22 protein-coding genes are annotated in these 19,752 nt (G+C 65.9%); 6 read left to right on the top strand and 16 right to left on the bottom strand.

Annotated elements, in window-relative coordinates; genetic code table 11:
* Positions 1 to 19: 19 nt before the first annotated feature.
* Entirely contained in the window at positions 20 to 661 is a 642-nt protein-coding gene (locus U9J33_RS13975; RefSeq protein ID WP_054440557.1) for a TetR family transcriptional regulator, read from the top strand.
* A complete protein-coding gene (locus U9J33_RS13970; RefSeq protein ID WP_324696125.1) occupies positions 651 to 1,541 on the top strand; it encodes an S-methyl-5'-thioadenosine phosphorylase in 891 nt (296 codons plus the stop codon). Before U9J33_RS13975 ends, U9J33_RS13970 begins: the two co-directional genes overlap by 11 nt.
* An 18-nt stretch (positions 1,542 to 1,559) precedes the next feature.
* On the opposite strand, the gene U9J33_RS13965 is transcribed toward U9J33_RS13970, so the two are convergent.
* The 7 genes from U9J33_RS13965 to U9J33_RS13935 form a co-directional block, all read right to left on the bottom strand.
* Entirely contained in the window at positions 1,560 to 2,579 is a 1,020-nt protein-coding gene (locus U9J33_RS13965) for a type II secretion system F family protein (RefSeq protein WP_324696122.1), read from the bottom strand.
* A gap of 19 nt (positions 2,580 to 2,598) precedes the next feature.
* A complete protein-coding gene (locus U9J33_RS13960; protein ID WP_324696120.1) occupies positions 2,599 to 3,570 on the bottom strand; it encodes a type II secretion system F family protein in 972 nt (323 codons plus the stop codon).
* A 29-nt stretch (positions 3,571 to 3,599) separates the two neighbouring features.
* Positions 3,600 to 4,907, bottom strand: coding sequence for a pilus assembly protein CpaE (locus U9J33_RS13955; protein WP_324696118.1), 1,308 nt, complete (start codon positions 4,905 to 4,907; stop codon positions 3,600 to 3,602).
* Between the two features lie 3 nt (positions 4,908 to 4,910).
* Positions 4,911 to 5,579, bottom strand: coding sequence for a CpaD family pilus assembly protein (locus U9J33_RS13950; protein WP_324696115.1), 669 nt, complete (start codon positions 5,577 to 5,579; stop codon positions 4,911 to 4,913).
* A 14-nt stretch (positions 5,580 to 5,593) separates the two neighbouring features.
* A complete protein-coding gene (locus tag U9J33_RS13945; protein WP_324696114.1) occupies positions 5,594 to 7,111 on the bottom strand; it encodes a type II and III secretion system protein family protein in 1,518 nt (505 codons plus the stop codon).
* Between the two features lie 50 nt (positions 7,112 to 7,161).
* Positions 7,162 to 8,184, bottom strand: a complete 1,023-nt coding sequence (cpaB, locus tag U9J33_RS13940) for a Flp pilus assembly protein CpaB (protein WP_054440549.1) — start codon at positions 8,182 to 8,184, stop codon at positions 7,162 to 7,164.
* Between the two features lie 85 nt (positions 8,185 to 8,269).
* Entirely contained in the window at positions 8,270 to 8,968 is a 699-nt protein-coding gene (locus U9J33_RS13935; protein ID WP_324696111.1) for an A24 family peptidase, read from the bottom strand.
* Positions 8,969 to 9,059: 91 nt separating this feature from the next.
* On the opposite strand from U9J33_RS13935, the gene U9J33_RS13930 reads away from it, so the two are divergent.
* The 3 genes from U9J33_RS13930 to U9J33_RS13920 all read left to right on the top strand — a co-directional run bounded on the left by U9J33_RS13930 (position 9,060) and on the right by U9J33_RS13920 (position 11,417).
* Entirely contained in the window at positions 9,060 to 10,052 is a 993-nt protein-coding gene (locus U9J33_RS13930) for an alpha/beta hydrolase (RefSeq protein ID WP_324699062.1), read from the top strand.
* Between the two features lie 7 nt (positions 10,053 to 10,059).
* On the top strand, positions 10,060 to 11,151 hold the full coding sequence (locus U9J33_RS13925; RefSeq protein WP_324696108.1) for an FAD-dependent oxidoreductase: 1,092 nt from the start codon (positions 10,060 to 10,062) through the stop codon (positions 11,149 to 11,151).
* A gap of 83 nt (positions 11,152 to 11,234) precedes the next feature.
* Positions 11,235 to 11,417, top strand: coding sequence for a YegP family protein (locus tag U9J33_RS13920; RefSeq protein ID WP_054440545.1), 183 nt, complete (start codon positions 11,235 to 11,237; stop codon positions 11,415 to 11,417).
* Positions 11,418 to 11,420: 3 nt separating this feature from the next.
* Here U9J33_RS13920 and U9J33_RS13915 read toward each other — a convergent pair whose 3' ends face one another.
* From U9J33_RS13915 to ispH, 5 genes are all read right to left on the bottom strand, one after another.
* Complete coding sequence (locus U9J33_RS13915) at positions 11,421 to 12,557, bottom strand: FUSC family protein (protein ID WP_231636123.1); 1,137 nt, start codon at positions 12,555 to 12,557, stop codon at positions 11,421 to 11,423.
* Between the two features lie 52 nt (positions 12,558 to 12,609).
* Positions 12,610 to 13,947, bottom strand: coding sequence for a hypothetical protein (locus tag U9J33_RS13910; protein WP_185996995.1), 1,338 nt, complete (start codon positions 13,945 to 13,947; stop codon positions 12,610 to 12,612).
* Positions 13,948 to 14,116: 169 nt separating this feature from the next.
* The gene (rnhA, locus tag U9J33_RS13905) at positions 14,117 to 14,554 is read right to left on the bottom strand and encodes a ribonuclease HI (protein ID WP_054440540.1); all 438 of its coding nucleotides are present in this window, start codon (positions 14,552 to 14,554) and stop codon (positions 14,117 to 14,119) included.
* Positions 14,551 to 15,540 carry a homoserine kinase gene (thrB, locus tag U9J33_RS13900; RefSeq protein WP_324696102.1) on the bottom strand — a complete coding sequence of 330 codons (990 nt, stop codon included), beginning with the start codon at positions 15,538 to 15,540 and terminating at the stop codon, positions 14,551 to 14,553. Before thrB ends, rnhA begins: the two co-directional genes overlap by 4 nt.
* A gap of 13 nt (positions 15,541 to 15,553) precedes the next feature.
* Complete coding sequence (ispH, locus tag U9J33_RS13895; RefSeq protein ID WP_324696100.1) at positions 15,554 to 16,540, bottom strand: 4-hydroxy-3-methylbut-2-enyl diphosphate reductase; 987 nt, start codon at positions 16,538 to 16,540, stop codon at positions 15,554 to 15,556.
* A gap of 67 nt (positions 16,541 to 16,607) precedes the next feature.
* Between ispH and U9J33_RS13890 the strand changes: the two genes are divergently transcribed.
* Complete coding sequence (locus tag U9J33_RS13890; protein WP_185996998.1) at positions 16,608 to 17,270, top strand: hypothetical protein; 663 nt, start codon at positions 16,608 to 16,610, stop codon at positions 17,268 to 17,270.
* Between the two features lie 89 nt (positions 17,271 to 17,359).
* Here U9J33_RS13890 and U9J33_RS13885 read toward each other — a convergent pair whose 3' ends face one another.
* The 4 genes from U9J33_RS13885 to U9J33_RS13870 form a co-directional block, all read right to left on the bottom strand.
* Positions 17,360 to 18,055 (bottom strand): lysophospholipid acyltransferase family protein, encoded by a 696-nt coding sequence (locus tag U9J33_RS13885; RefSeq protein WP_324696098.1) that lies wholly within the window; start codon positions 18,053 to 18,055, stop codon positions 17,360 to 17,362.
* Positions 18,056 to 18,141: 86 nt separating this feature from the next.
* Positions 18,142 to 18,579 carry a Fur family transcriptional regulator gene (locus U9J33_RS13880; RefSeq protein WP_054440532.1) on the bottom strand — a complete coding sequence of 146 codons (438 nt, stop codon included), beginning with the start codon at positions 18,577 to 18,579 and terminating at the stop codon, positions 18,142 to 18,144.
* Positions 18,580 to 18,687: 108 nt separating this feature from the next.
* Positions 18,688 to 19,131, bottom strand: coding sequence for a MucR family transcriptional regulator (locus U9J33_RS13875; RefSeq protein ID WP_054440529.1), 444 nt, complete (start codon positions 19,129 to 19,131; stop codon positions 18,688 to 18,690).
* A gap of 161 nt (positions 19,132 to 19,292) precedes the next feature.
* Complete coding sequence (locus U9J33_RS13870) at positions 19,293 to 19,751, bottom strand: GNAT family N-acetyltransferase (protein ID WP_185996999.1); 459 nt, start codon at positions 19,749 to 19,751, stop codon at positions 19,293 to 19,295.
* Position 19,752 lies beyond the last annotated feature (1 nt).

The raw sequence follows: 19,752 nt of genomic DNA, 5'->3' as shown, positions 1-19,752 counted from the left end.
CGCAAGGGCGCGCGGGCCGATGGCGCAGGGCACTTCCTCCACCGAATCCGGCACGCCGCCTCCCGGCGCGCGGGCGCAGCTGCTGGAAACGGCCAGCGCGATCATGCGCGATGGCGACGTGATCGACATCTCGCTGTCCGAACTGTCGCTGCGCTCGGGGCTCAATTCCGCGCTGGTGAAGTATTACTTCGGCAACAAGGCCGGGCTGCTCAAGGCGCTGCTCGACCGTGACTGGCAGGCCATCGTCACCAGCGTCGACGCGCTGCTGGCGAAGGACGGCTGGTCGCCCGAGGCCAAGTTGCGGCGCCATCTCTGGAAGGTCGTCGATACCTTCTACGAAGTGCCTTATCTCAACCGCCTGACGATGCGGATGGTACGCGAAAGCGACGATGCCGAGGCGCGCCGCATCGCCGACTGCTATCTCTCGCCGATCTACCGCGCCTATGAACAGCTCATCGGCGACGGGGTGCGGGCGGGTGTCTTCCGTGAAATCGATCCGCAACTGTTCTACTTTACCGTGACCGGGGCGGTGGACCGGTTCTTCTCGGCGCGGCTGGTGCTGAAGCATTGCTTCGACCAGGACACATTGACCGAGGAACTGCGCGACCGCTACCGCGAGCACACGATCGACATCATCATGGCAGGTATCCTTGCGCGCTGAGAAAAGCAGCTTCTGGCACATCGGCATCATCGGCGGCTCCGGCCTGGCTGCCGGCATCGAACTGGAGGATGCGCAGGAGATCGCCGTCTCCAGCCCCTTCGGCCAGGCGTCCGGCCCGGTTACGACCGGGCGGCTGGGCGAGGTGCGCTTCACGTTCATCGCCCGCCACGGCGCCGGCCATGCGATACCGCCGTCGGCCGTGAACTACCGCGCGAATATCGACGTGCTCAAGCGTTGCGGCGTGACGGACGTTCTGGCGCTCTCGGCGATCGGTTCGCTGCGCGAGGAGATGGCGCCGGGCCATATCGTCATGGTGGACCAGTTCATCGACCGCACGGCGGGCCGTGCCGGCAGCTTTTTCGGCACCGGCCTTGTCGCGCATGTCAGCCTTGCAGATCCGACCTGTCCGCGGCTTTCGGCCATGGCCGGGGCGGCGGCGGAGCTGGCGGGCGCGCACGTGCATCCGGGCGGATGCTACCTTGCCATGGAAGGGCCGCAATTCTCGACCCGCGCGGAAAGCCGCATGTATCGCGGCTGGGGTGCGGACGTCATCGGCATGACCGCCATGCCCGAGGCGCGACTCGCCCGTGAGGCGGAACTGCCTTACGCCGTGCTGGGCATGGTTACCGACTACGATTCATGGCGCGAGGAAGAGGCCGGCGTCGAAGTGAGCCATGTCCTGGAGGTCATGCATGCCAATGCCCGCCTGGCGCGTCACGCGCTGAGGGCGCTGGCTGCCAGCCTGCCTGCGCGGCGGGAGCCGAGCCCGATCGACACCGCGCTCGAACATGCGCTCATAACCGCTCCGGAAGCCCGCGATCCGGCGCTCGTCGCCCGGCTGGACGCAGTGGCCTGCCGTTTGTTCGGCGAGCGGGACTGACGCCGCTCGGCACCGCCATCAGTGCGACGGCGGCGGGTGCGGGTCTCCGCCGGAGAATGCGTCCGCGATCGAGCAGGCCGCCGGGCCGAGGATGACCACGAAGAGCGTGGGCAGGATGAACAGGATCAGCGGAACGGTCATGATCGCGGGCAGGCGCGCGGCCTTCTCCTCGGCGCGCATCATGCGTTCGTTGCGGAATTCTGCCGAAAGCACGCGGAGCGCCGAGGCGAGCGGGGTGCCATAGCGCTCGGTCTGGATCATGGTGGTGACGACGCCGCGCATCGCGTCGAGATCGACGCGGTAAGCGAGGTTCTCGAACGCCTGCCGACGCTCGGTGAGGAACGAGAGCTCGATCGAGGCGAGCGAGAACTCCTCGCCCAGTTCGGGGTAGGCGCGGCCCAGTTCGCGGGCGACACGGTCGAAGGCGGCGTCGACGGTGAGGCCCGCCTCCGCGCAGATCACCAGCAGGTCGAGCGCGTCGGGCAGGCCCTTGCGGATCGCATCGGTCCGCTTGGTGATCATGTTCTTGATGAAGATGTCCGGGCCCTTGTAGCCGGCGATCAGCATCGCGGCGAAGCCCATGAACTTCTTGAAGCTGCTCCATTCGGGAAAATAGTCGATCGCGTAGATGACCAGCGCGGCGGTGCCGCCCATCACGATCGGTGCGACGAGACGGGCGAAGACGACCGCGACGGCCCATTCCTTGTTGCGGATGCCCGCTTGCGCCAGCTTCTGCTCGATGTCGCGAAGCTGGCTGTCCTGAAGCACCTTGAGCGAGCCGAGGAAGGCGCCCATGCGGTCGGTCGTATCGTTGCGGCGGACCACGCTCTGGCGCTTGCGCGGGGCGGTGGCGATCCCGGCCTTGAGCGCTTCGCGGCGCTGGTTCAGCGCTTTCACGCGCTTGGCCATGGGATCGCGCACGGTGACCGCGGCATAGATCGCCAGCAGCACCGAGGCGGCGGCAACGATGGCGAGCAGCGTGCCGACGAAGATCACGTCGAAGCCGAGGAGCGTCGGACCGGCGGGTTGGTTTGGCATCTTGCCTGCTATCCTTCGCTCAGATCTCGAAGCTGACCATCTTGGCCATGATGAAGGCGCCGATCCCCATCCACACCGCGCCGCCCATGCCGGCGACCATCAGGCGCTCGTCGATGAAGAACTTGCCGATGTAGCCGGGGTTGATCCACCAGATCATGCCGAAGACGATGAAGGGCAGGGCGCCGACGATATAGGCCGAAGCCTTCGATTCCGAGCTCATCGCGCGGATCTTGAGCTTCATCTGGGCGCGCTTGCGCAGTACGTCGGCAAGGTTCGCAAGGGTTTCGGCGAGGTTGCCGCCGGTTTCCCGCTGGATCGCCAGCGTGATGCAGAAGAAGTTGAATTCCGGGATTTCGAGCCGATCGGCGGTTTCCTGGAGGGCGTCCTCCATGGTCTTGCCGATCTTGATGCGCTCGGTCACGAGCTTGAATTCCTGGCCCACCGGGCCGGGAATTTCCTTGGCGACCACGCCCAGCGTCTCGGTGACGGGCAGGCCGGAGCGCAGGCCGCGCACGAGCAGTTCGATGGCGTCTGCGAACTTGACGATGAAGCCGTTGGTGCGCCGCGCGATCAGCTTGTTCAGCACGAAGTGCGGCACGCCGCCGCCGATGAACAGGCCCACCGCCAGCGCCAGCAGCGGGGCGCCGGACTTCAGAAAGACGAGCGCGGCGACGAACAGGCCCACTCCGGCCGAAACGGAGATGTACTGCTTCAGCGTCCAGCTCCTGCCGGAGCGGTGCAGGCGCAGGGCCAGCGCGTCGATCCGAGAGCCCGAGCCCGCCGTGCGGTGGACCTTGGGCTTGCGGGCCGCCACGGCCTTGCGCATCTGCGCTTCCATCCGGTCCGTCGCGCTCTGCGAATGGCGATAGCGGACGGCCTTCAGCCGGCGCGACGATTCCTTGGCCGGAGACGGGCCGGAGAATGCCGCCAGGATGAGCCCGATCATGCTCAGCAGGCCAACCGCCACCAGCAGAAGCTGCATCATGTTCATCTACGCCCGCCTTCCGTGAACCGCGCGCCTCAGCGGGCGGCGGTTTCCTTCCGGGCGGCCTTGCCCATGAAGGACTTGAGATCGAACTTGCCGAGCAGCGACGTCTTGCCGGCGGTGCTCTTGCCGGGCTGCGCCTTTCCGGCAGAGGCCAGTTCCGCCGCCTCGCCGCCTACCTCGATGATGAGGCGCGACAGGTCGCGCATCGCCGCACCCGCCCGGTTCGAGCGGTTGGCATCGGCAAAAGTCTGGCCGAGCTTGGCTGCCATCGAGGCGGCCTTGAGGTCATAGGGGATCGAAAGCTGGATCGGCGCCTCGATCGAGGCCTCGAAATCGGCGCGGGTGATTTCCGCAAGGCTCGGCTGGACCTTGTTGGCCACCAGGATCACGCGGGCCTGCGGCGCATTCGCCTTGAGCCAGGACAGGATGCGGATCGTGTCGCGCGCCGAGGCGAGGCTGAGTTCGACCACCAGCACCACCACGTTCACATTGGCGACGAGCTGGGGGAAGTTGATCAGCATGTTGCGCGGCATGTCGATCACGGTCATCTCGAAGGCCTGCCGGAACTCTTCCTCAAGCTGGAGGAAGGCGGCGCCGTCGGTCATCAGCGGGGTGCTGATCGGCGCTTCGGCCGAAAGCAGCGCGAGATTGTCGTTGGCCCGGATCATGGCGCGTTCGATGAACAGGCCGTCGATGCGGCTGGGGTTCTCGATCGCGTCGGTCAGGCCGCGGCCCGGTTCGAGATCGAGGCAGAGCGCGCCGGTGCCGAAATGGATGTCGAGGTCGAGCAGGGCGGTCGGCAGCTTGTTGTCGGCGCTGAACAGCCATGCGATCGAAGTGGCCAGCGTGGATGCGCCGACACCGCCGCGCGTGCCGATCACGGCGGTGGAAACATGGGTTCCGGCGGAACCGGCCTCCGACGGGCGCGGTGCGGAGAACACGGCCTGCGCATGGGCCAGCGCATCGCGCACCTGCCCGGGCGAGAGGGGCTTGAGCAGGTAGTCGTGAATGCCGCTGGCGAGCAGGTCGCGGTAGAGGCGCACGTCGTTGACCTGGCCGATGGCGATCACCACCGTGCCCGGCTCGCAGACTTCGGCCAGCGCGTTGATGTCGTTCAGCGGATCGCCGCTTTCCGACAGGTCCACCAGCAGGATGTTCGGGCTCGCCGTGATCGACAGGGACTGGACCGCGTTGCGCAGCCCCCCCTTGTTGCACTTCTCCGGCTGCCAGCCCATTTCGAGGGCAATCGGGCGCAGCACGTCGAGCGAGGCCTCGTCGCAGAGATAGGCGGCGAAGGGGTCGCGTCCGCTCGGGCCACCGGATTTCCAGGGTGCGTTCATGACTCAGTTGTCCTTGCTGGAAGTCGCCTTGACGGTGGCCCCGCCGGTTGGCGCCGCGTTACGATAGGCGTCGATCGCCTTGGATGCGCTCATCACCGTGGTCTGGCCGGTCGTCTGCGCGCCGTGGAGCAGGTCCTCCGGGTTGGCGATCATCGCGGCGAGATTGGAATTGGTGGCGCAGCCGTAATTGCTGGTGAGGCCGTTGTTCGGATTGAAGTCGCTCTTGGCAGACCAGTCAGGGCAGCCGGGCACCGACGCCCGGGTACGGGCCACCACGATGCGTGCGCTGCCGGCGGTGACATATCCCTCGGTAACGGGTGTGCCCTCGGCCAGGGTCAGGCCGTAACGTCCGGCCACGGCTTCCACCGCGCTGCGCACGGCTGGATTGCGCGAGGGATCGTCGATGAAGACGCGGTCGCCGTACTTGAGTCCCATCGCGTCGAACCAGCCGGCAAGACGGCTCTGCTCGCCCTGTGCCAGCCCGCTGTCGCCCGCTCCATTGCCGTTCGTGGCGAGGTCGAGCGTGTAGTTCACTTTCTCGACGACCGGCTGGTGCACGCTGTTCATCGAACGGTTGGTGGCCATGCCGCCGCAACCGGCTACGAGCAGGCCGAGCGAGAGGGCGATCGAGCCGGCGACGAGGCGCCCGGACCGCGCAATCTGGATGGACATCGGGTTCATCTTTCTCACTTCAGGCTGAAGCCGGGCTGGGGGGCGGTGCCAGTGGCGGCGGAGCGCTTCGACTTGCCCTGTGCAGGAGCGGACCCGTCGGCATCGCCGATTCCCGGCGCTGCTGCTGCGGCGGGCTGGCTGCCCTTGCCCTTGCTCACCCCATCGCTCTCCATGTTGCCGAGGAGGCGTTGCAGGTCGTTCGGCGCGTTGAAGCCGTCTGTCGGCAGCACGATCTGCGAGGCGTCCACCGGGTTGACGAGATAGGGCGTGACGATGATGACCAGTTCGGTCTCGCCGCGTTTGTAGCTGGTCGAGCGGAACAGCGAGCCGAGGATCGGCAGGTCGCCCGCGCCCGGCAGCTTCTGGATGGTGTTCTGCGAATTGTTGCTCAGCAGGCCCGCGATCATGAAGCTCTGGCCCGAGCCGAGTTCCACGGTCGTCTCGGTGCGGCGCACGGTGAGTGCCGGCACTTCGTACCCGTTGAAATTGACCGCGCCCTGGCTCGAAAGCTCGGAAACCTCTGGGCGCACGCGCATCGAGATACGGCCGTTGGCCAGCACCGTGGGCGAATAGCTGAGGCTGACACCGTACTTCTTGTATTCGATCGAGGTGGTGCCGAGGGCCTGGCTGATCGGGATCGGATATTCACCGCCCGCCAGGAACTCCGCCGTCTCGCCTGAAAGGGCGGTGAGGTTGGGCTGGGCGAGCGTGGTGACGAGGCCGATGGTCTCGCCCGCGTCGAGCGAACCGAGGATGTTGACCCCGAACAGCTTGCCCGCTGCGGCAAGAGTGGAACCGGTGGTGATCGGATTGACGCCGGAAGCGCCGTCGGGCGGAGTGGCTGTGCCGAGAGATCCGCCCGGGACATGCTGCTCGAACCATCCGCTGCGGCCCTGGCCGACGCCGAACTTGAACCCGCCCGTGCTGTCCACGGTGGTCAGGTTGGTCTGGAGCGACTTCACCAGCGAGCGGCTGACTTCGGCGATGCGGACCTGGAGGTTGACCTGAAGCGGGGTCGCCATGCGCAGGCGGCTGATGACGTTCGAATCCTTGCCCGCGTAGGCCTGGACGAGGCGCTCGGCCTCGGCCGCGTCTTCCGGGGTCTTGATCGTTCCCGTAAGCAGGAAGGTGTTTGAGCCCATCGTGGAAACGCCGATCTTTGCCTCGGGCATGGCGAGCCGCAGCATGGCGTCCACGCTGTCGAGGTTGGAGCCGACCCGGACGGTTGCCGACCAGATCACCGCGCCCGCCGAATTGCTGGCGTAGACGGTAGTGGTGCCTCCCGCCTTGCCGAAGACGTAGAGCTGGCGGGCGGATTTGACCTGCACGTCGGCCACAGCGTCATTGGCGACGAAGACGTCGGCCATGGCGCCCGGCACGTTGACGAGCTGGCCGTTGCCGATCGAGAGCGTGAGATCTTGTGCGGGCTGGACGACGGACTGGGCGCTGGCGGGCGTTGCCGCGATCGGCGAGGCCAGCGGCGCAATCGCGCAGGCGGCGACCAGCATGGACTTGAGAAGGCGCGTCTGCATCGTGTGATCCTTCGTCGGATGGATGCGGCCAATGGCGGTGAGGGCAGGCATCAGCGGCTGCTCACGGGGACTTCGACGGTTTCCTTGCCGCGCGTGACGCGGACGACGGGCCCCGTGCGGACCGGCGCCGCCGAGGACGGGCCCTGCGGCGCGCTGGCGACAGTGACCGTGCGCGCGGCCACTTCCGTGCTCGTCGCCGGGCGGCTGGAGCGCTGGAAGCGGGAAACGTCGCCGCCGGTCATGTAAGTGGAGATCCCTTCGAGCGGGCGCTCCATGGCCTGCTTCATGATCTTCTCTTCCTGCTCGCGGGTCGCGCCTTCGGGCACCTTGATGTCGCCGCTGGCGAGGATGCGCTCGAACTCGCCCTGGTTGTCGGCTATGGCGCGCAGCGAGAGGCTGAGCGTGCCGATCTCCTGCGCCACGGCGACTTTCTCGGCGATGCGCGGCGTGACTTCGAGCGTGACGGTGCTGAAGGCGTGAACCACGGTCTTGCCGTCCACCACTTCGTTGTCGGTGGCCTGGTCGGTGGCGAGCACGCGCAGGTTGCGCAGGATCGTTTCCGAGGCGCGCAGGGCGTCGCCGCCGTCGCTGCCGCGCACTTCCTGCGTCAGCACGAGGTCTACATGGTCGCCGGGAAAGACGAAGCCGCCCACGCCGGTCTTGGCGGATACGGGAATGGTCACGGCGCGCATGCCGGGGCCGAGCGCGGCGGCAAGGAAGCCGCGATCGCCCGGCGCCACCAGCGCGCCCTGCGTCACCGGCTGGCCGGCGGTGATCTGGAAGCGGACGACGGTGCCGAGCAGCTTCTGCATGTCGGATTCGCCGTCGATGAAATAGGCGTCCTTCACCAGTTCCTTCGGCCAGTCCTGATAGGACACGGCGTCCGCGGTGATGATCGTGCCCACCGGCAGGGCGCGCTGGGCGACGAGGACCTTGGGGCCGGTCGGCTGGGCCTGCTGGGCGGCCTCCGCCTGGGGCGCGGCTGCCCCGGCGAACATCGAGCGGGCTGCCATCGCGGTCACCACTGCAATCAGCAGCGCGGTGGCCAGCAGCACCAGCTTCTTCCTATCCATGCTTATGCGACCCCTTCAGAATACCCGAGTCCCGAAATCCTTGAGCAAGTCCCTGCATTTTCATCCGGATTGGTTAAAATCGGGTTCATCCAACAAGGCTGGTGGAAAGCGCCTGCTCTCCCATCACCCAGAGCGCGGCCGCCGAGATCGCGACTCCGTAGGGAATGGGGAGGCGGGACTTCTGGCGGCGCATGATGTGGCGGAAGCCCGACAGGAACAGCGCAGCCACCGCGAGCGCGGCAAGGGCGAGCATCCAGCCCTGCGGGACCGCCGCATGGATTGCGGAGAGTCGTTCCGGCGAAACCACCGGCCGATGCACGGCAAGGGCATAGACGATGGCCCCCGCCGCCCAGACCCAGCCGAGCGCGACGAGCCAGCCCAGCGCGTCCCGCAGCTTCTCGCCGGGAACGCGCTCCATGTTGAAGGCGGCCATGGCGATCGAGGCGCCGCCGCCGATCATCGCCATCAGCACGATGAGCTGCCCGAAACTGGCGGGCACGAACCACAGCGCCAGCGCGGCGAGCAGCTTGACGTCGCCGCCGCCCATCTGGCGCAGCGCGAACAGCACGCAGGCCAGCGCGAAAGTCACGGCGGCAAGGCCGATCTGCCATGCGATGTCGGCCCAGCCGAAACCGGCGGCCCACCACCACAGCGGGGCGGCAAGGGCAATGGCGAGATTGAGCCCGTTGCCGATCTCCCGCCGCCTGATATCGGTGAAGGCGGCGCGCAGCAGGGCGATTGCCAAGGCCAGCAGCAATGCATACGAAAAGGCTGTGCCCGGCATTCGTGAATTCCCCTTTGCCCGTGCCACGATCTAGCGGATACCGCTTACCAAACAGTAACCACTGTGCTGAGGCCGAATTCGCCACGTGACCATTGAAACCCTTGAGAACAAGCCCGTTTCCCCAGAGCCTGCAAGCGCCGCGCGCGCCCGCCGGGCGATCCCGGAAGATGCGGTGGAAAGCCGCTGGAACGGTCCGTCCGGGCCGGAACCGCTGCGCCGGATCGACTGGCCGGCGCCGTCCGCTCCCCGCGGCTCGCTGCTGTTCCTGCCCGGGCGGGGCGACACTTACGAGAAATGGCTCGAATCGCTTGATCAGTGGCACCGGGAAGGCTGGGCGGTCAGTTCGATCGACTGGCGCGGACAGTCGCTGAGCGGGCGGCTGGGTTTCGATGCCACGACCGGGCACGTCGCCGATTTCGGCCTCTGGATAGACGACCTTGCCGCTTTCTGGAGCGCCTGGGCGGCGGAGCAGCCGGGGCCTCATGTTCTCGTCGGCCATTCGATGGGCGGTCATCTCGCCATGCGGGCGGTGGCGCAGGGCAAGGTCGCCCCGGACGCGCTCGTGCTGTCCGCGCCGATGCTGGGCATCCATCCTGCATGGCTGCCCGCGAACCTGCTCCATGTCGCCGCGCGCGGGCTTGCGGCGCTGGGCGATCCGCGCCGTCCGGCATGGAAGCATAACGAGAAACCGGGGCTGTTGCCGCAGGCCCGCTCACGCCTGCTCACTCATGATGACGACCGCTATGCCGACGAGGCATGGTGGCGCCGCGAACGGCCGGGAATCGCGATGGGCCCGGCAAGCTGGGGCTGGATCGAACGCGCGCTCGCCTCGATACGCCTGCTGGAGGGCAGGGGCGTGCTTGAGGCGGTGGACGTGCCGGTGCTGCTGCTGGCGACACGGCATGACGGGCTGGTGTCCTGGCCCGCGATTCGCCGTGCCGCGCGGCGTTTGCCGAGGGCCGAACTCGTCGCCTTCGGGGGCGAATCGCGCCACGAAATCCTGCGCGAAAGCGATGTCGTGCGAGACCGGGCGCTCTCTGCCATACGGGACTTCCTGAACCGGACTGCGCCCGCTAGGGGCTGAAACCCTTATGGATGCGAGGTTCGATATCGTCATAGTGGGCGCCGGCATGGCCGGTGCCTCGCTGGCCGCCCGCGTGGGCGCGCAGGCACGGGTGCTGGTGATCGAGGCCGAGGAAAGCCCCGGTTATCACGCCACCGGACGCTCCGCCGCGTTCTGGACCGAAAGCTACGGCGGCCCGCAGGTCAAGCCGCTGACCACCGCCTCCGGCCCGGAACTGCGGCGCCTTGGCGTCCTCGCGCCCCGCGGCGCACTCACCATCGGGCGCGGCGGGCAGGAGCGCGAGATATCCGATTTCGCCGAGACATATGGCGCGGTCGGCATCGATGTCTCGGTGCTGGGGCGTGCGGAAATCGCGGCGCGCATACCCGATCTGCGGCCGGAATGGACTTGCGGCGTGCTGGAACCGAGCACGTGCGACATCGACGTTGCCCGCCTGCACCAGCACTATCTCGCCGCCGCACGCAGGGCCGGCGTGGACCTGTGGTGCCGTTCCGGCCTCGCCGCTGTCGAGCGCGTTTCCGGTGGCTGGGCGCTCTCACTGGCCGACGGCCGCCGCGTGGGCTGCGACCTGCTGGTCGACGCCGCCGGTGCCTGGGCCGATCCGGTGGCGGAGAAGGCGGGGGTGCGCCCGCTCGGTATCGCGGCCTATCGCCGCACGATAGCGCAAGTCGCAATCGAACCTGCCGCGCCAGACAGCCTGCCGCTCGTTCTCGACGTTTCAGGCACGTTCTACTTCAAGCCCGAGAGCGGCCGCCTCTGGCTGAGCCCTCACGACGAGACGCCCAGCACCCCGTGTGACGCCGCGCCCGAGGAACTCGACGTGGCGCTCGCCGTCGACAGGTTCGAGCAGGTCGTGGATCGCCGGGTTCGCCGTGTCGAGCATCGCTGGGCGGGCCTGCGCTCCTTCGCGCCGGATCGCTTGCCGGTCTATGGCTTCGATCCCGGTGACGATGCGTTCTTCTGGTTCGCCGGGCAGGGCGGCTTCGGGATACAGACCGCGCCCGCCGCTGCGCAGCTTGGCGCCGCCCTGCTGCTGGGCGCGGCCGGAGGCGAGATCGAGCCCGCTCCGTTCGCGCCCGGCCGGTTTCGGCGGCGATAGTCGGCCGGCCTGTTTTCCCTTTCCACTTCGCGGGGAAACTTGCACAAGTGCGCACAGGGTGTGTTCCTGCAAGGAGACCTGAGATGGCTCATCGCTTTGAAATCCGCCAGAACAAGGCGGGCGAATATGTTGCCTACTTCCTCTACAATTCCGAAACCATGTTCTGGACGGAAGGCTATTCGAGCAAGGCTTCCGCGAAGAACGCGATCGAATCGATCAAGAAGAACGGTCCCCCGGCCGACGTGGTCGATACGACCACGGGCTGATCCTCACTCGTTGTTTTCGGCCTCAGCGCCGCGCTCGGCGGGTTTCCTGCCGGGCGCGACGAAGTGCCATGCCAGCAGCACCGGCTCCAGCACGGCCATGCCGACGAAGATGCTCGCCAGCCGGTGGACGGCGGGCATGATCCGGGCATCGGCGTAGGAATCGGGCACGAGCACGACCAGCACGGCAAGCGTGAACTGCAGGCCCAGGTAAGTGACGTTCGGGAGGCCGTTCTCAATATGGCGGCCGATGACGATGCCAAGGCAGGTGCCCGCGATCAGGACGGGCGTGCTGCCCTGTGCCAGCAGCAGCACTGCAAGCGAAAGGCCGCCGCCCGCCAGGCAACCGAGCGTGCGCTGGAACAGGCGCCGCGTCACCGGCACGAAGCCGCTCGCGCCGATGCCGGTTACGGGAACGATCATCACCGCCATCACGGTCACGGCGGCCTGCGCCATCTGCGGCATCTGGAACAGGGCGTGGAGCACCGGCAGCACGGCGATGGCGATACCGGCCTGCGCTGCGTGGCGCGCGGCGTGGGGGTGCCATTTCATCCGGTCCGGCGCGGGTTTGCGGCCCGCCAGCCACTTCCTGCCCGAAAGCGTTGCGGCGGAAAGGCTGACGATCACGCAGGCCACGGTGCCCGCGATCACCTCGAGCATCCGGGTCTGCGCGAAGTGGATGGTGTCGAGGTCGGGATGTTCGAGCTTGTCCAGCAGGATCATCTCGAACGTCAGTCCGAACAGCAGCCATGCATAGGCGCGCCGGGCGGTAATCATGCCGTAGAGGCCCACCGCGCCCACCAGCGCCGCGCTCGCCATGGCGAGCGGCAGGGAGTGGGCGGCATAGGGCACGATCGCCAGGGCCAATAGCGATCCGATCGCGGTTCCCGCAATGCGCAGCACGCCGCGCAGCAGGGTTTCCGCAGTCTCGCTCTTGAGCAGGACGAAGGCCGTGAAGGCGGCCCACGCAACCATCTGCGCACCTATCAGGTGCGCGATGAGGATAGCCAGCATGACCGAGGCCACGCAGGCCCATTCGTCCGCCATGCGCGGACCCGGCGTCACCAGCGCGCGGGCTTCCCGCTTGAGCGCGTCCGCAAAGCCGCGAGGCGCTGTAAGCCGGTGGTCGAAGGCATGTGGCACGCGCCGGGATTAGCCGCGCTTCACGGCGCTGACAACCATTCGACGGGGAGCGCTATCTTCGTTCAGCAGGGAACTGGGACTGGCAGGCATATGCCGGATTGTCGACGGCCTTGCGAACCTCGAAGACAAGGTTGGTGAAGGCGACCGGATCGGTAACCGGATTTCCGCCTTGCGGCACCGAGACGGAACCCCCGCTACACGCCATCTGGAGCCGGAGCCGCTGTGCTTCGTCGCTTTGCTCCATGGTGATGATGGAGGCGAGGATGGAGGGAAGCTTCGAGGACTGCTTCAGCCCGTTCATGGTGAATTCGGCATAGTGGTCATTGTTCTGATCGAACAGGACCAACTGCGCGGCTGTCGCCGTTGCCGCCTCCGGCGCCTTGCTCCTGGATGTGGCAGACCCCGTTCCCTCGGCGCTGATCGTGGCGAGATGCGATTTCGTGCGATAGTAGCCTTCGGCGACCAGCGATTGTGCGGCCGATGCTCCGCCGTCTCCCAGATTGAGCTTCACGTTGCCGTTGATCGCCTTCAATTCCGGCAGGCCCGACTTGTAGCTGATGCGGGCGTTGGGGCGTGGATTGAGACAGGCTGCGGCGAGCATGTCGTTCATCTCCTTCGCTGCCGCGAGGATCGCGGGCGAAGGGTCGATTTTGCCTTCCTTTACGGAGCGGTCGACCTTGCGAAAATTGATGACTTGCGGGCATATGGCGGGGGGCGTGACCGGTCTCTTGGCGAGGCTTCGGCGCCAGCGCTCGAACGCGGCCGACATGCGGCCCGAGGCCGTCTGATAGTAGGCCTGAGTGACAGTGGGTTGCATGTCCAGAGCGCAGAGCAGTGCGCTCTCGGGGTCGAGATCGTCGGTCTTGCAATTGGCCGGACTTCCATTGGCATCTTTCAGACTGTCAGGTGCGATGCCGATGATGGATGCGGAGAATTGCGTGATCCCGGCCTGGCCGGCGGCGTTGGCGGGCAAGCCGAACAGTACGCCGTTGCCGTCGATCCGTGCGTCGCGCTGCTTGGCGAAGAGCACGTAACCGAAACCGATCTGATACTCGAGCTGGACACTGTCGACCTTGCGGATCACTTCGGTGTAGTGGAGTTCTTCGCCGGTTCCCCAGAACGTCAATCCGCTGCCGACGCCGAGGAATCCGGCGCTGGCCGACCGTTCCCGGTTGCTTCTCGCATAGCGCTCGAAATGATCGAGGCATGTCTGGCCGGAATTCGCGCAATCGCGCCTGATCGCGGCGATTTCCAACTGCCAGCCGTTTTCGGGACCTGCTTCCTCCAGCGTGGTGGGCGAGGCATCACGGGCCACTGCCGGAGCGGTTGCAAACGTCAGGCCCAGCGCGAAAACGCCGCGCGGCAGCCAGCGTACAGATTTACGATTCATGATTCGATCCCCCCTCAGAGACTGGGAGGATCATATGGAGAATAGAGACAAGCGCCAGTCATAAGCGCTTTGTCGATGCTGCCTAAGGGGGTTATTCAGTATTATCCGGCCATGCGTGCTTGTGCGCTACGGGACTGTTCGCTTTTTTCGGACCTGCGCGAACATCGAGCTACTTGCCTGCGGCGACCGCCGCGTCACTGGCGAGCTTGTCCACGCGCTCGTTCTCGGCGTGGCCGGAATGGCCGCGGACCCATTCCCACTGGACCTTGTGGCGGGCGACCGCCTCGATCAGGTCATGCCAGAGGTCGGCATTGCGGACCGGCTGCTTGCTGGCGTTCACCCAGCCCTTCTTCTTCCAGCCGTGGACCCACTTCGTGATACCGTCGATCACGTATTTGCTGTCGGTCTGCAGCGTGACTTCGCACGGCTCGGTCAGGGCGTTCAGGCCCTTGATGACGGCGGTCATCTCCATCCGGTTGTTGGTGGTGTCGGGTTCGCCGCCGGACATTTCCTTCTCGTGCTGGCCCATGCGCAGCAGTACGCCCCAGCCGCCGGGGCCGGGATTGCCCTTGCAGGCGCCATCCGTGAAAATCTGTACTTGCTTCATGCGCCGAATATCCCGGAATTGGCCGGATCTGCATAGAACTGAAGTCGCCGTGCGAAGGCCATCGGGTCCTTCGGGGTGACGAGGGCGTCTTCCGGCGTGTTCAGCCAGTCGTAGGCGCGGGTGGCGAGGAAGCGCACCGCCGCGCCGCGGGCCAGCACCGGCAGGCTTTCGCGCTCTGCCGGGGTGAGCGGCCGGACGGCCTCGTAACCCTCGATCAGCGCAAGGGACAGGTCGGGGCGGAACTGCGTGCCGTCAGTGCTGAAGCACCAGGCCGCATGAGTAACGGCAACATCGTAGGCTAGCAGGTCGGTGCAGGCGAAGTAGAAGTCGATCAGGCCCGTCACCTTGTTGCCCAGCATCAGCACGTTGTCGGGGAACAGGTCGGCATGGATCACGCCGGCCGGAAGGTCCGCCGGCCATTCGCGCGCCAGCACGCCGAGTTCGCGTTCGACGAGGCGGCCGAGTTCGGGGTGGATCGATTCGAGCCCTTCGGCGCCGCAGTCTCCCAAAAGCTGCTGCCAGGCCGGCAGGTCGAGCGAGTTGGTGCGGGCCTGGCCGAAGTCCGCCGAGGCGAGGTGGATCTGCGCCAGCGCCGCGCCGACCGCGCGGGCCTGTTCCGCCGTCGGTTCCGACACCGAGACGCCGGGCAGGAACTCGATCAGGGCCAGCGCCTTGCGGCCTTCGCCTTCGCCGATGAAGCGGTGGCTCGCGCCGTCGCGGTCATGCATGGTGCGGGGGACCGGGCAATCGCGCGCGGCCAGATGGTCGAGCAGGTCGAGGAAGAAGGGCAGGTCGGAAATGTCCGTCCGGCTCTCGTATACGGTGAGGATGAAGCGGCGGGCGCTTTCGCCGTGCTGCGTCTCGATCAGCCAGTTGCTGTTGGACACGCCCTCGGCGATGCCCTTGGCGGAGATCAGCGAGCCGACGTCGAAGGTCTCGACGATCGCGGACATTTCTTCCGCGCCGAGTCGGGTATAGACAGCCATTGATGTGGATCCTTCAGCGGGCGAGCTGGCGCGGCAGCTTGAACGTGATGGTTTCCTCTGCGGTCACCCGTTCCTCGGATTCGACCGTGCGCAGTTCCTTGATGCGCGCGATCACTTCGTTCACCAGCGCTTCCGGCGCCGAGGCCCCGGCGGTGAGGCCCAGTGTGGCGATGCCCGTCAGCCATTCCGGAGCGATGTCGCTCGCGCGCTGGATCATCTGGCCGCGCGAACCAGCCCGCTCCGCCACTTCGACGAGGCGCAGCGAGTTCGAGCTCTTGGGCGAGCCGATCACCAGCACCATCTCGCAGTCCGGCGCGATCTGTTTCACCGCGGTCTGGCGGTTGGACGTGGCGTAGCAGATGTCTTCCTGCTTGGGTGCAACGACATCGGGGAAGCGCGACTCGATGGCGGCGATGATCGCTGCGGTATCGTCCACCGAAAGCGTGGTCTGTGACAGATACGCGAGTTCGACGCCTTCCGGCACCTTGACCGTGGCGACATCTTCCACCGTCTCGATCAGCGACATGGTGCCTTCGGGAACCTGCCCGAAGGTGCCGATGACCTCGGGGTGGCCGGCATGGCCGATGAAGAGGATATGGCGGCCGTCCGCGATCTGGCGTTCGGCCTGGCGGTGCACCTTGCTGACCAGCGGGCAGGTCGCATCCAGCCATTCGAGGCCGCGCGCGGTGGCTTTTGCCGGCACCGACTTGGGCACGCCGTGGGCCGAGAAGATCACCGGCACGCCGTCCGGCACCTGGTCCACGCTCTCGACGAAGACGGCGCCCTTGTCCTTGAGATTGTCCACCACGAACTTGTTGTGAACGATCTCGTGGCGCACGTAGACCGGCGCGCCGTAGATTTCGAGCGCACGCTCGACGATCTCGATGGCGCGATCGACCCCGGCGCAGAACCCGCGCGGGGCGGCGATCAGGAGGCGCAGGGGCTGCTCCGAACCGGACGGCACGGGCGCGGACGTAGGCGATGGAAAGGGCGCGTTCATGAATGGGCCTCTAGCGCTTTGCCGCTTGCGCCGCTAGGGCAAGCCGACGTCTTCGAGGAACCTCACGATGAATGCACGCCGCCTGACTGCCACTATCCTCTGCTCCGCCGTCGCGGTGACCGCGCTGAGCGGCTGCGCCAAGAAGGGCGAGATCGTGGTCGATTCGGGTGTGGGCATCACGGCGGTCCGCTCGACCTGCCCGGCGGTCGGCATTCCCGAATATACCGGCGATATCACGCTGTTCCGCGCTCCGAACGATCGCACCGCAGCCAATATCGACGTGGTTGCCGCGATGACCAACGTGCGCACCCAGTGCAACGACCAGAGCGGGGACAAGGTTTTCGCCAAGGTGGACTTCGACATTCTCGCCCGCCGCAACGACACGCAGGGCGCGCGTCAGGTGACGCTGCCCTATTTCGTCTCGGTGCTTCAGGGCGGCACTGCCGTCATTTCGAAGCGCGTCGGCCAGGTGACGGTGAACTTCGCTGACGGCCAGGACCGCGCGCAGGCGCACACCACCGCTTCGGCCTATATCGACCGTGCCGCAGCAACGCTGCCCGCCGATATCCGCGAGCGTATCACTCGCAAGCGCAAGGCCGGCGATACTGACGCGGCCGTCGATCCGCTGTCGGATCCCACCGTGAAGGCCGCCGTCGCGCGCTCCAGCTTCGAAGTTCTGGTGGGCTTCCAGCTTGACGAAAAGCAGCTCGCCTACAACGCCACGCGTTGATCCGGGGCTGATGACCGCCGGGGGCATTGTCTCCCGGCCGGCCATTCAAACTCCATGTAAACGTCCGTTTGCGGCGTTGTTAGGCCGGCTCAGTCCGGATCGAGCCCCATGGCCCGTGCGATCGCCCGCCGTGCGCCGTGCGCCATGGTTTTGCGGTTCGTCCGTTCTTCCCCGGTCAGCGGCGGCAGGAAATGCAGGGTGAGCGGGATCGGCCGCCAGCGGGCCAGAATGTGCAGCGCATTGTCGAGGCCGGGTTCGTCTCCCACCCAGGCGATCTCGCGCGCTTCCGGGCCATAGTCGAGCCAGACCGGCTGCACGGCGACGTGCCGGTCGTGGCCTTCTATCGCGGAGAGCAGCGAGGATTTGAAGGGCAGCAGTTCGACGCCGCCCGATGTCGTGCCTTCGGGGAACACAGCCAGCGCGCCGGTTTCGTGCATGGCGGCGCGAATCTGCTCGATCTGGATGGACACCGTTGCGCGCTGGTGGCGGGCGATGAACACGGTGTCGTTAAGTTCGCAGAGCCAGCGGAGCGGGCCGAACCCGGCGAGGCCGTCATGCGCGACGAATGCGGTGCCGGTGGCGCCTGCAAGCGCGGGAATATCTAGCCAGCTCACATGATTGGCGATGAAGAAGCTGCCGGGGACGGGCAGCGCGCCCAGTTTCCTGATGCGCAGCCCGCAAATTGTGCCGACCGTGCGCAGGAACAGGCGCGGCACCGGATTGTGTCGGGTGATCGGGGCAAGGGCGTAATAGGCGGGAATGCAGAGCGTGAGCAGCAGCAACAACGCAAAAAGGCGGACCGCGACCAGGGCCCAGCCCCGGGGTGCGATCCGCCTTTTTGAAAGCAGGTCCGGGGCCGGAGCCTCGGCCGTCACTTGCGGGTTTCGCCGTCCTCGCGCTCGATACGGACGCCGAAGAGTTCCATGCGGTGGTCGACGAGGCGGAAGCCGAGCTTTTCGGCGATCTGGCGCTGGAGCGATTCCAGTTCCGGGTCGACGAATTCGATGACCTGGCCGGTTTCCACGTCGATCATGTGATCGTGGTGTGCTTCGGGCGCGGCTTCGTAGCGGGCACGGCCGTCGCCGAAGTCGTGACGGTCAAGAATGCCGGCTTCCTCGAAAAGGCGCACGGTGCGGTAGACCGTGGCGATCGAGATGCCCGGGTCCAGCGCGGTTGCGCGTTCGTGGAGCTTCTCGACATCGGGGTGGTCGGTACTCTCGGAAAGAACCTTCGCGATGATGCGGCGCTGTTCGGTAATCCGAAGGCCGCGTTCAGCGCAGAGGGCTTCGATGTCGATTGGTTGATGCACGTTTGACCTGTATCAATGAAAAGGCACGGCCACCTAGATAGGCGGCCGTGCCCTTAATCACAACCTTCGAACGCCCGTTTGCCGGGCGTAAGTCGGCGCGGCCTGAAATCAGGCGGCAGCCTTGGGCTTGCGGCCGCGGCGCGCGTTGGGCTTGCGGCCCAGGCCGATCTTCTTGGCCAGTTCGCGACGCTTCTCGGCGTAGTTGGGGGCAACCATCGGATAGTCGGCGGGCAGGTTCCAGCGCGCGCGATATTCTTCCGGGGTCATGTTGTAATGGGTCATGAGGTGACGCTTGAGCATTTTCAGCTTCTTGCCGTCCTCAAGGCAGACGATGTAGTCGGGCTTCACCGAAGCGCGCACCGAAACGGCGGGCTCGGGCTTTTCTTCCTCGACGACGGGCGTACCGCCAAGTCCGGCGAGAGCGCCGTAGACATTGGTGATGAGCGTGGGCAGGTCTTCTACGTTGACGTTGTTGTTGCTGACATGAGCTGCAACGATGTCGGACGTGAGCGTGATCAACGTCTCGTTGGCATCAGCCTGAATGATTTCCATTTTACGACCTCTTTTTTGCGACCATTACTGGATCGGGCGAGCCTTTTAGGCCTGCCGTTTCGCCTTGGACCATTTCAATCTGGAATACAAGATCAATTACAAGTCGTTCCTAATTGTGACAATTGTAACGAAATCAATCCGATTAATACTGTTAGATTCCGTCAGTCTATGTCGCAAGCAAAGGTCAGTGCATCGATTCTCTCGCCGTTCGGTGTACGGTAGTAATCTTTCCGTTCGCCGATGGCATAGAATCCGAAGGTTGCGTAAAGAGACTCTGCCGAGTTTCCTCTTCTCATTTCAAGTAGAAGTCGTTTAGCGCCCCGTGCTCCTGCGGCAAGTCTAAGTGCGTCCAATATGGATCGCCCAAGTCCTTTCCGGCGGAACTGCGGATCTACTGCGAGAAGCAGTAACTCTTCTTCTTCGTAGCCCGTTCGCGACAGTGAAAATCCGGCCGCGATTTCCCCTTCCGTCAGGGGTTTTCCTTCGGGCGAAACGAGGAAATAGTGACAATTTCCCAGAGTGAGCGCGTCTTCGACCTGGCGCCTGTTCCATGCCTCGCCCCAGGCCGGGTCGAACGCCGTGGCCATCACGGCCATGATCTGGTCGAGATCGTCAAGCATC

Origin of the sequence: Novosphingobium sp. RL4, assembly GCF_035658495.1 — a bacterium.
In the GTDB taxonomy this organism is placed as follows: Bacteria; Pseudomonadota; Alphaproteobacteria; order Sphingomonadales; family Sphingomonadaceae; genus Novosphingobium.
This window is presented reverse-complemented; position numbering and strand designations above follow the sequence as displayed.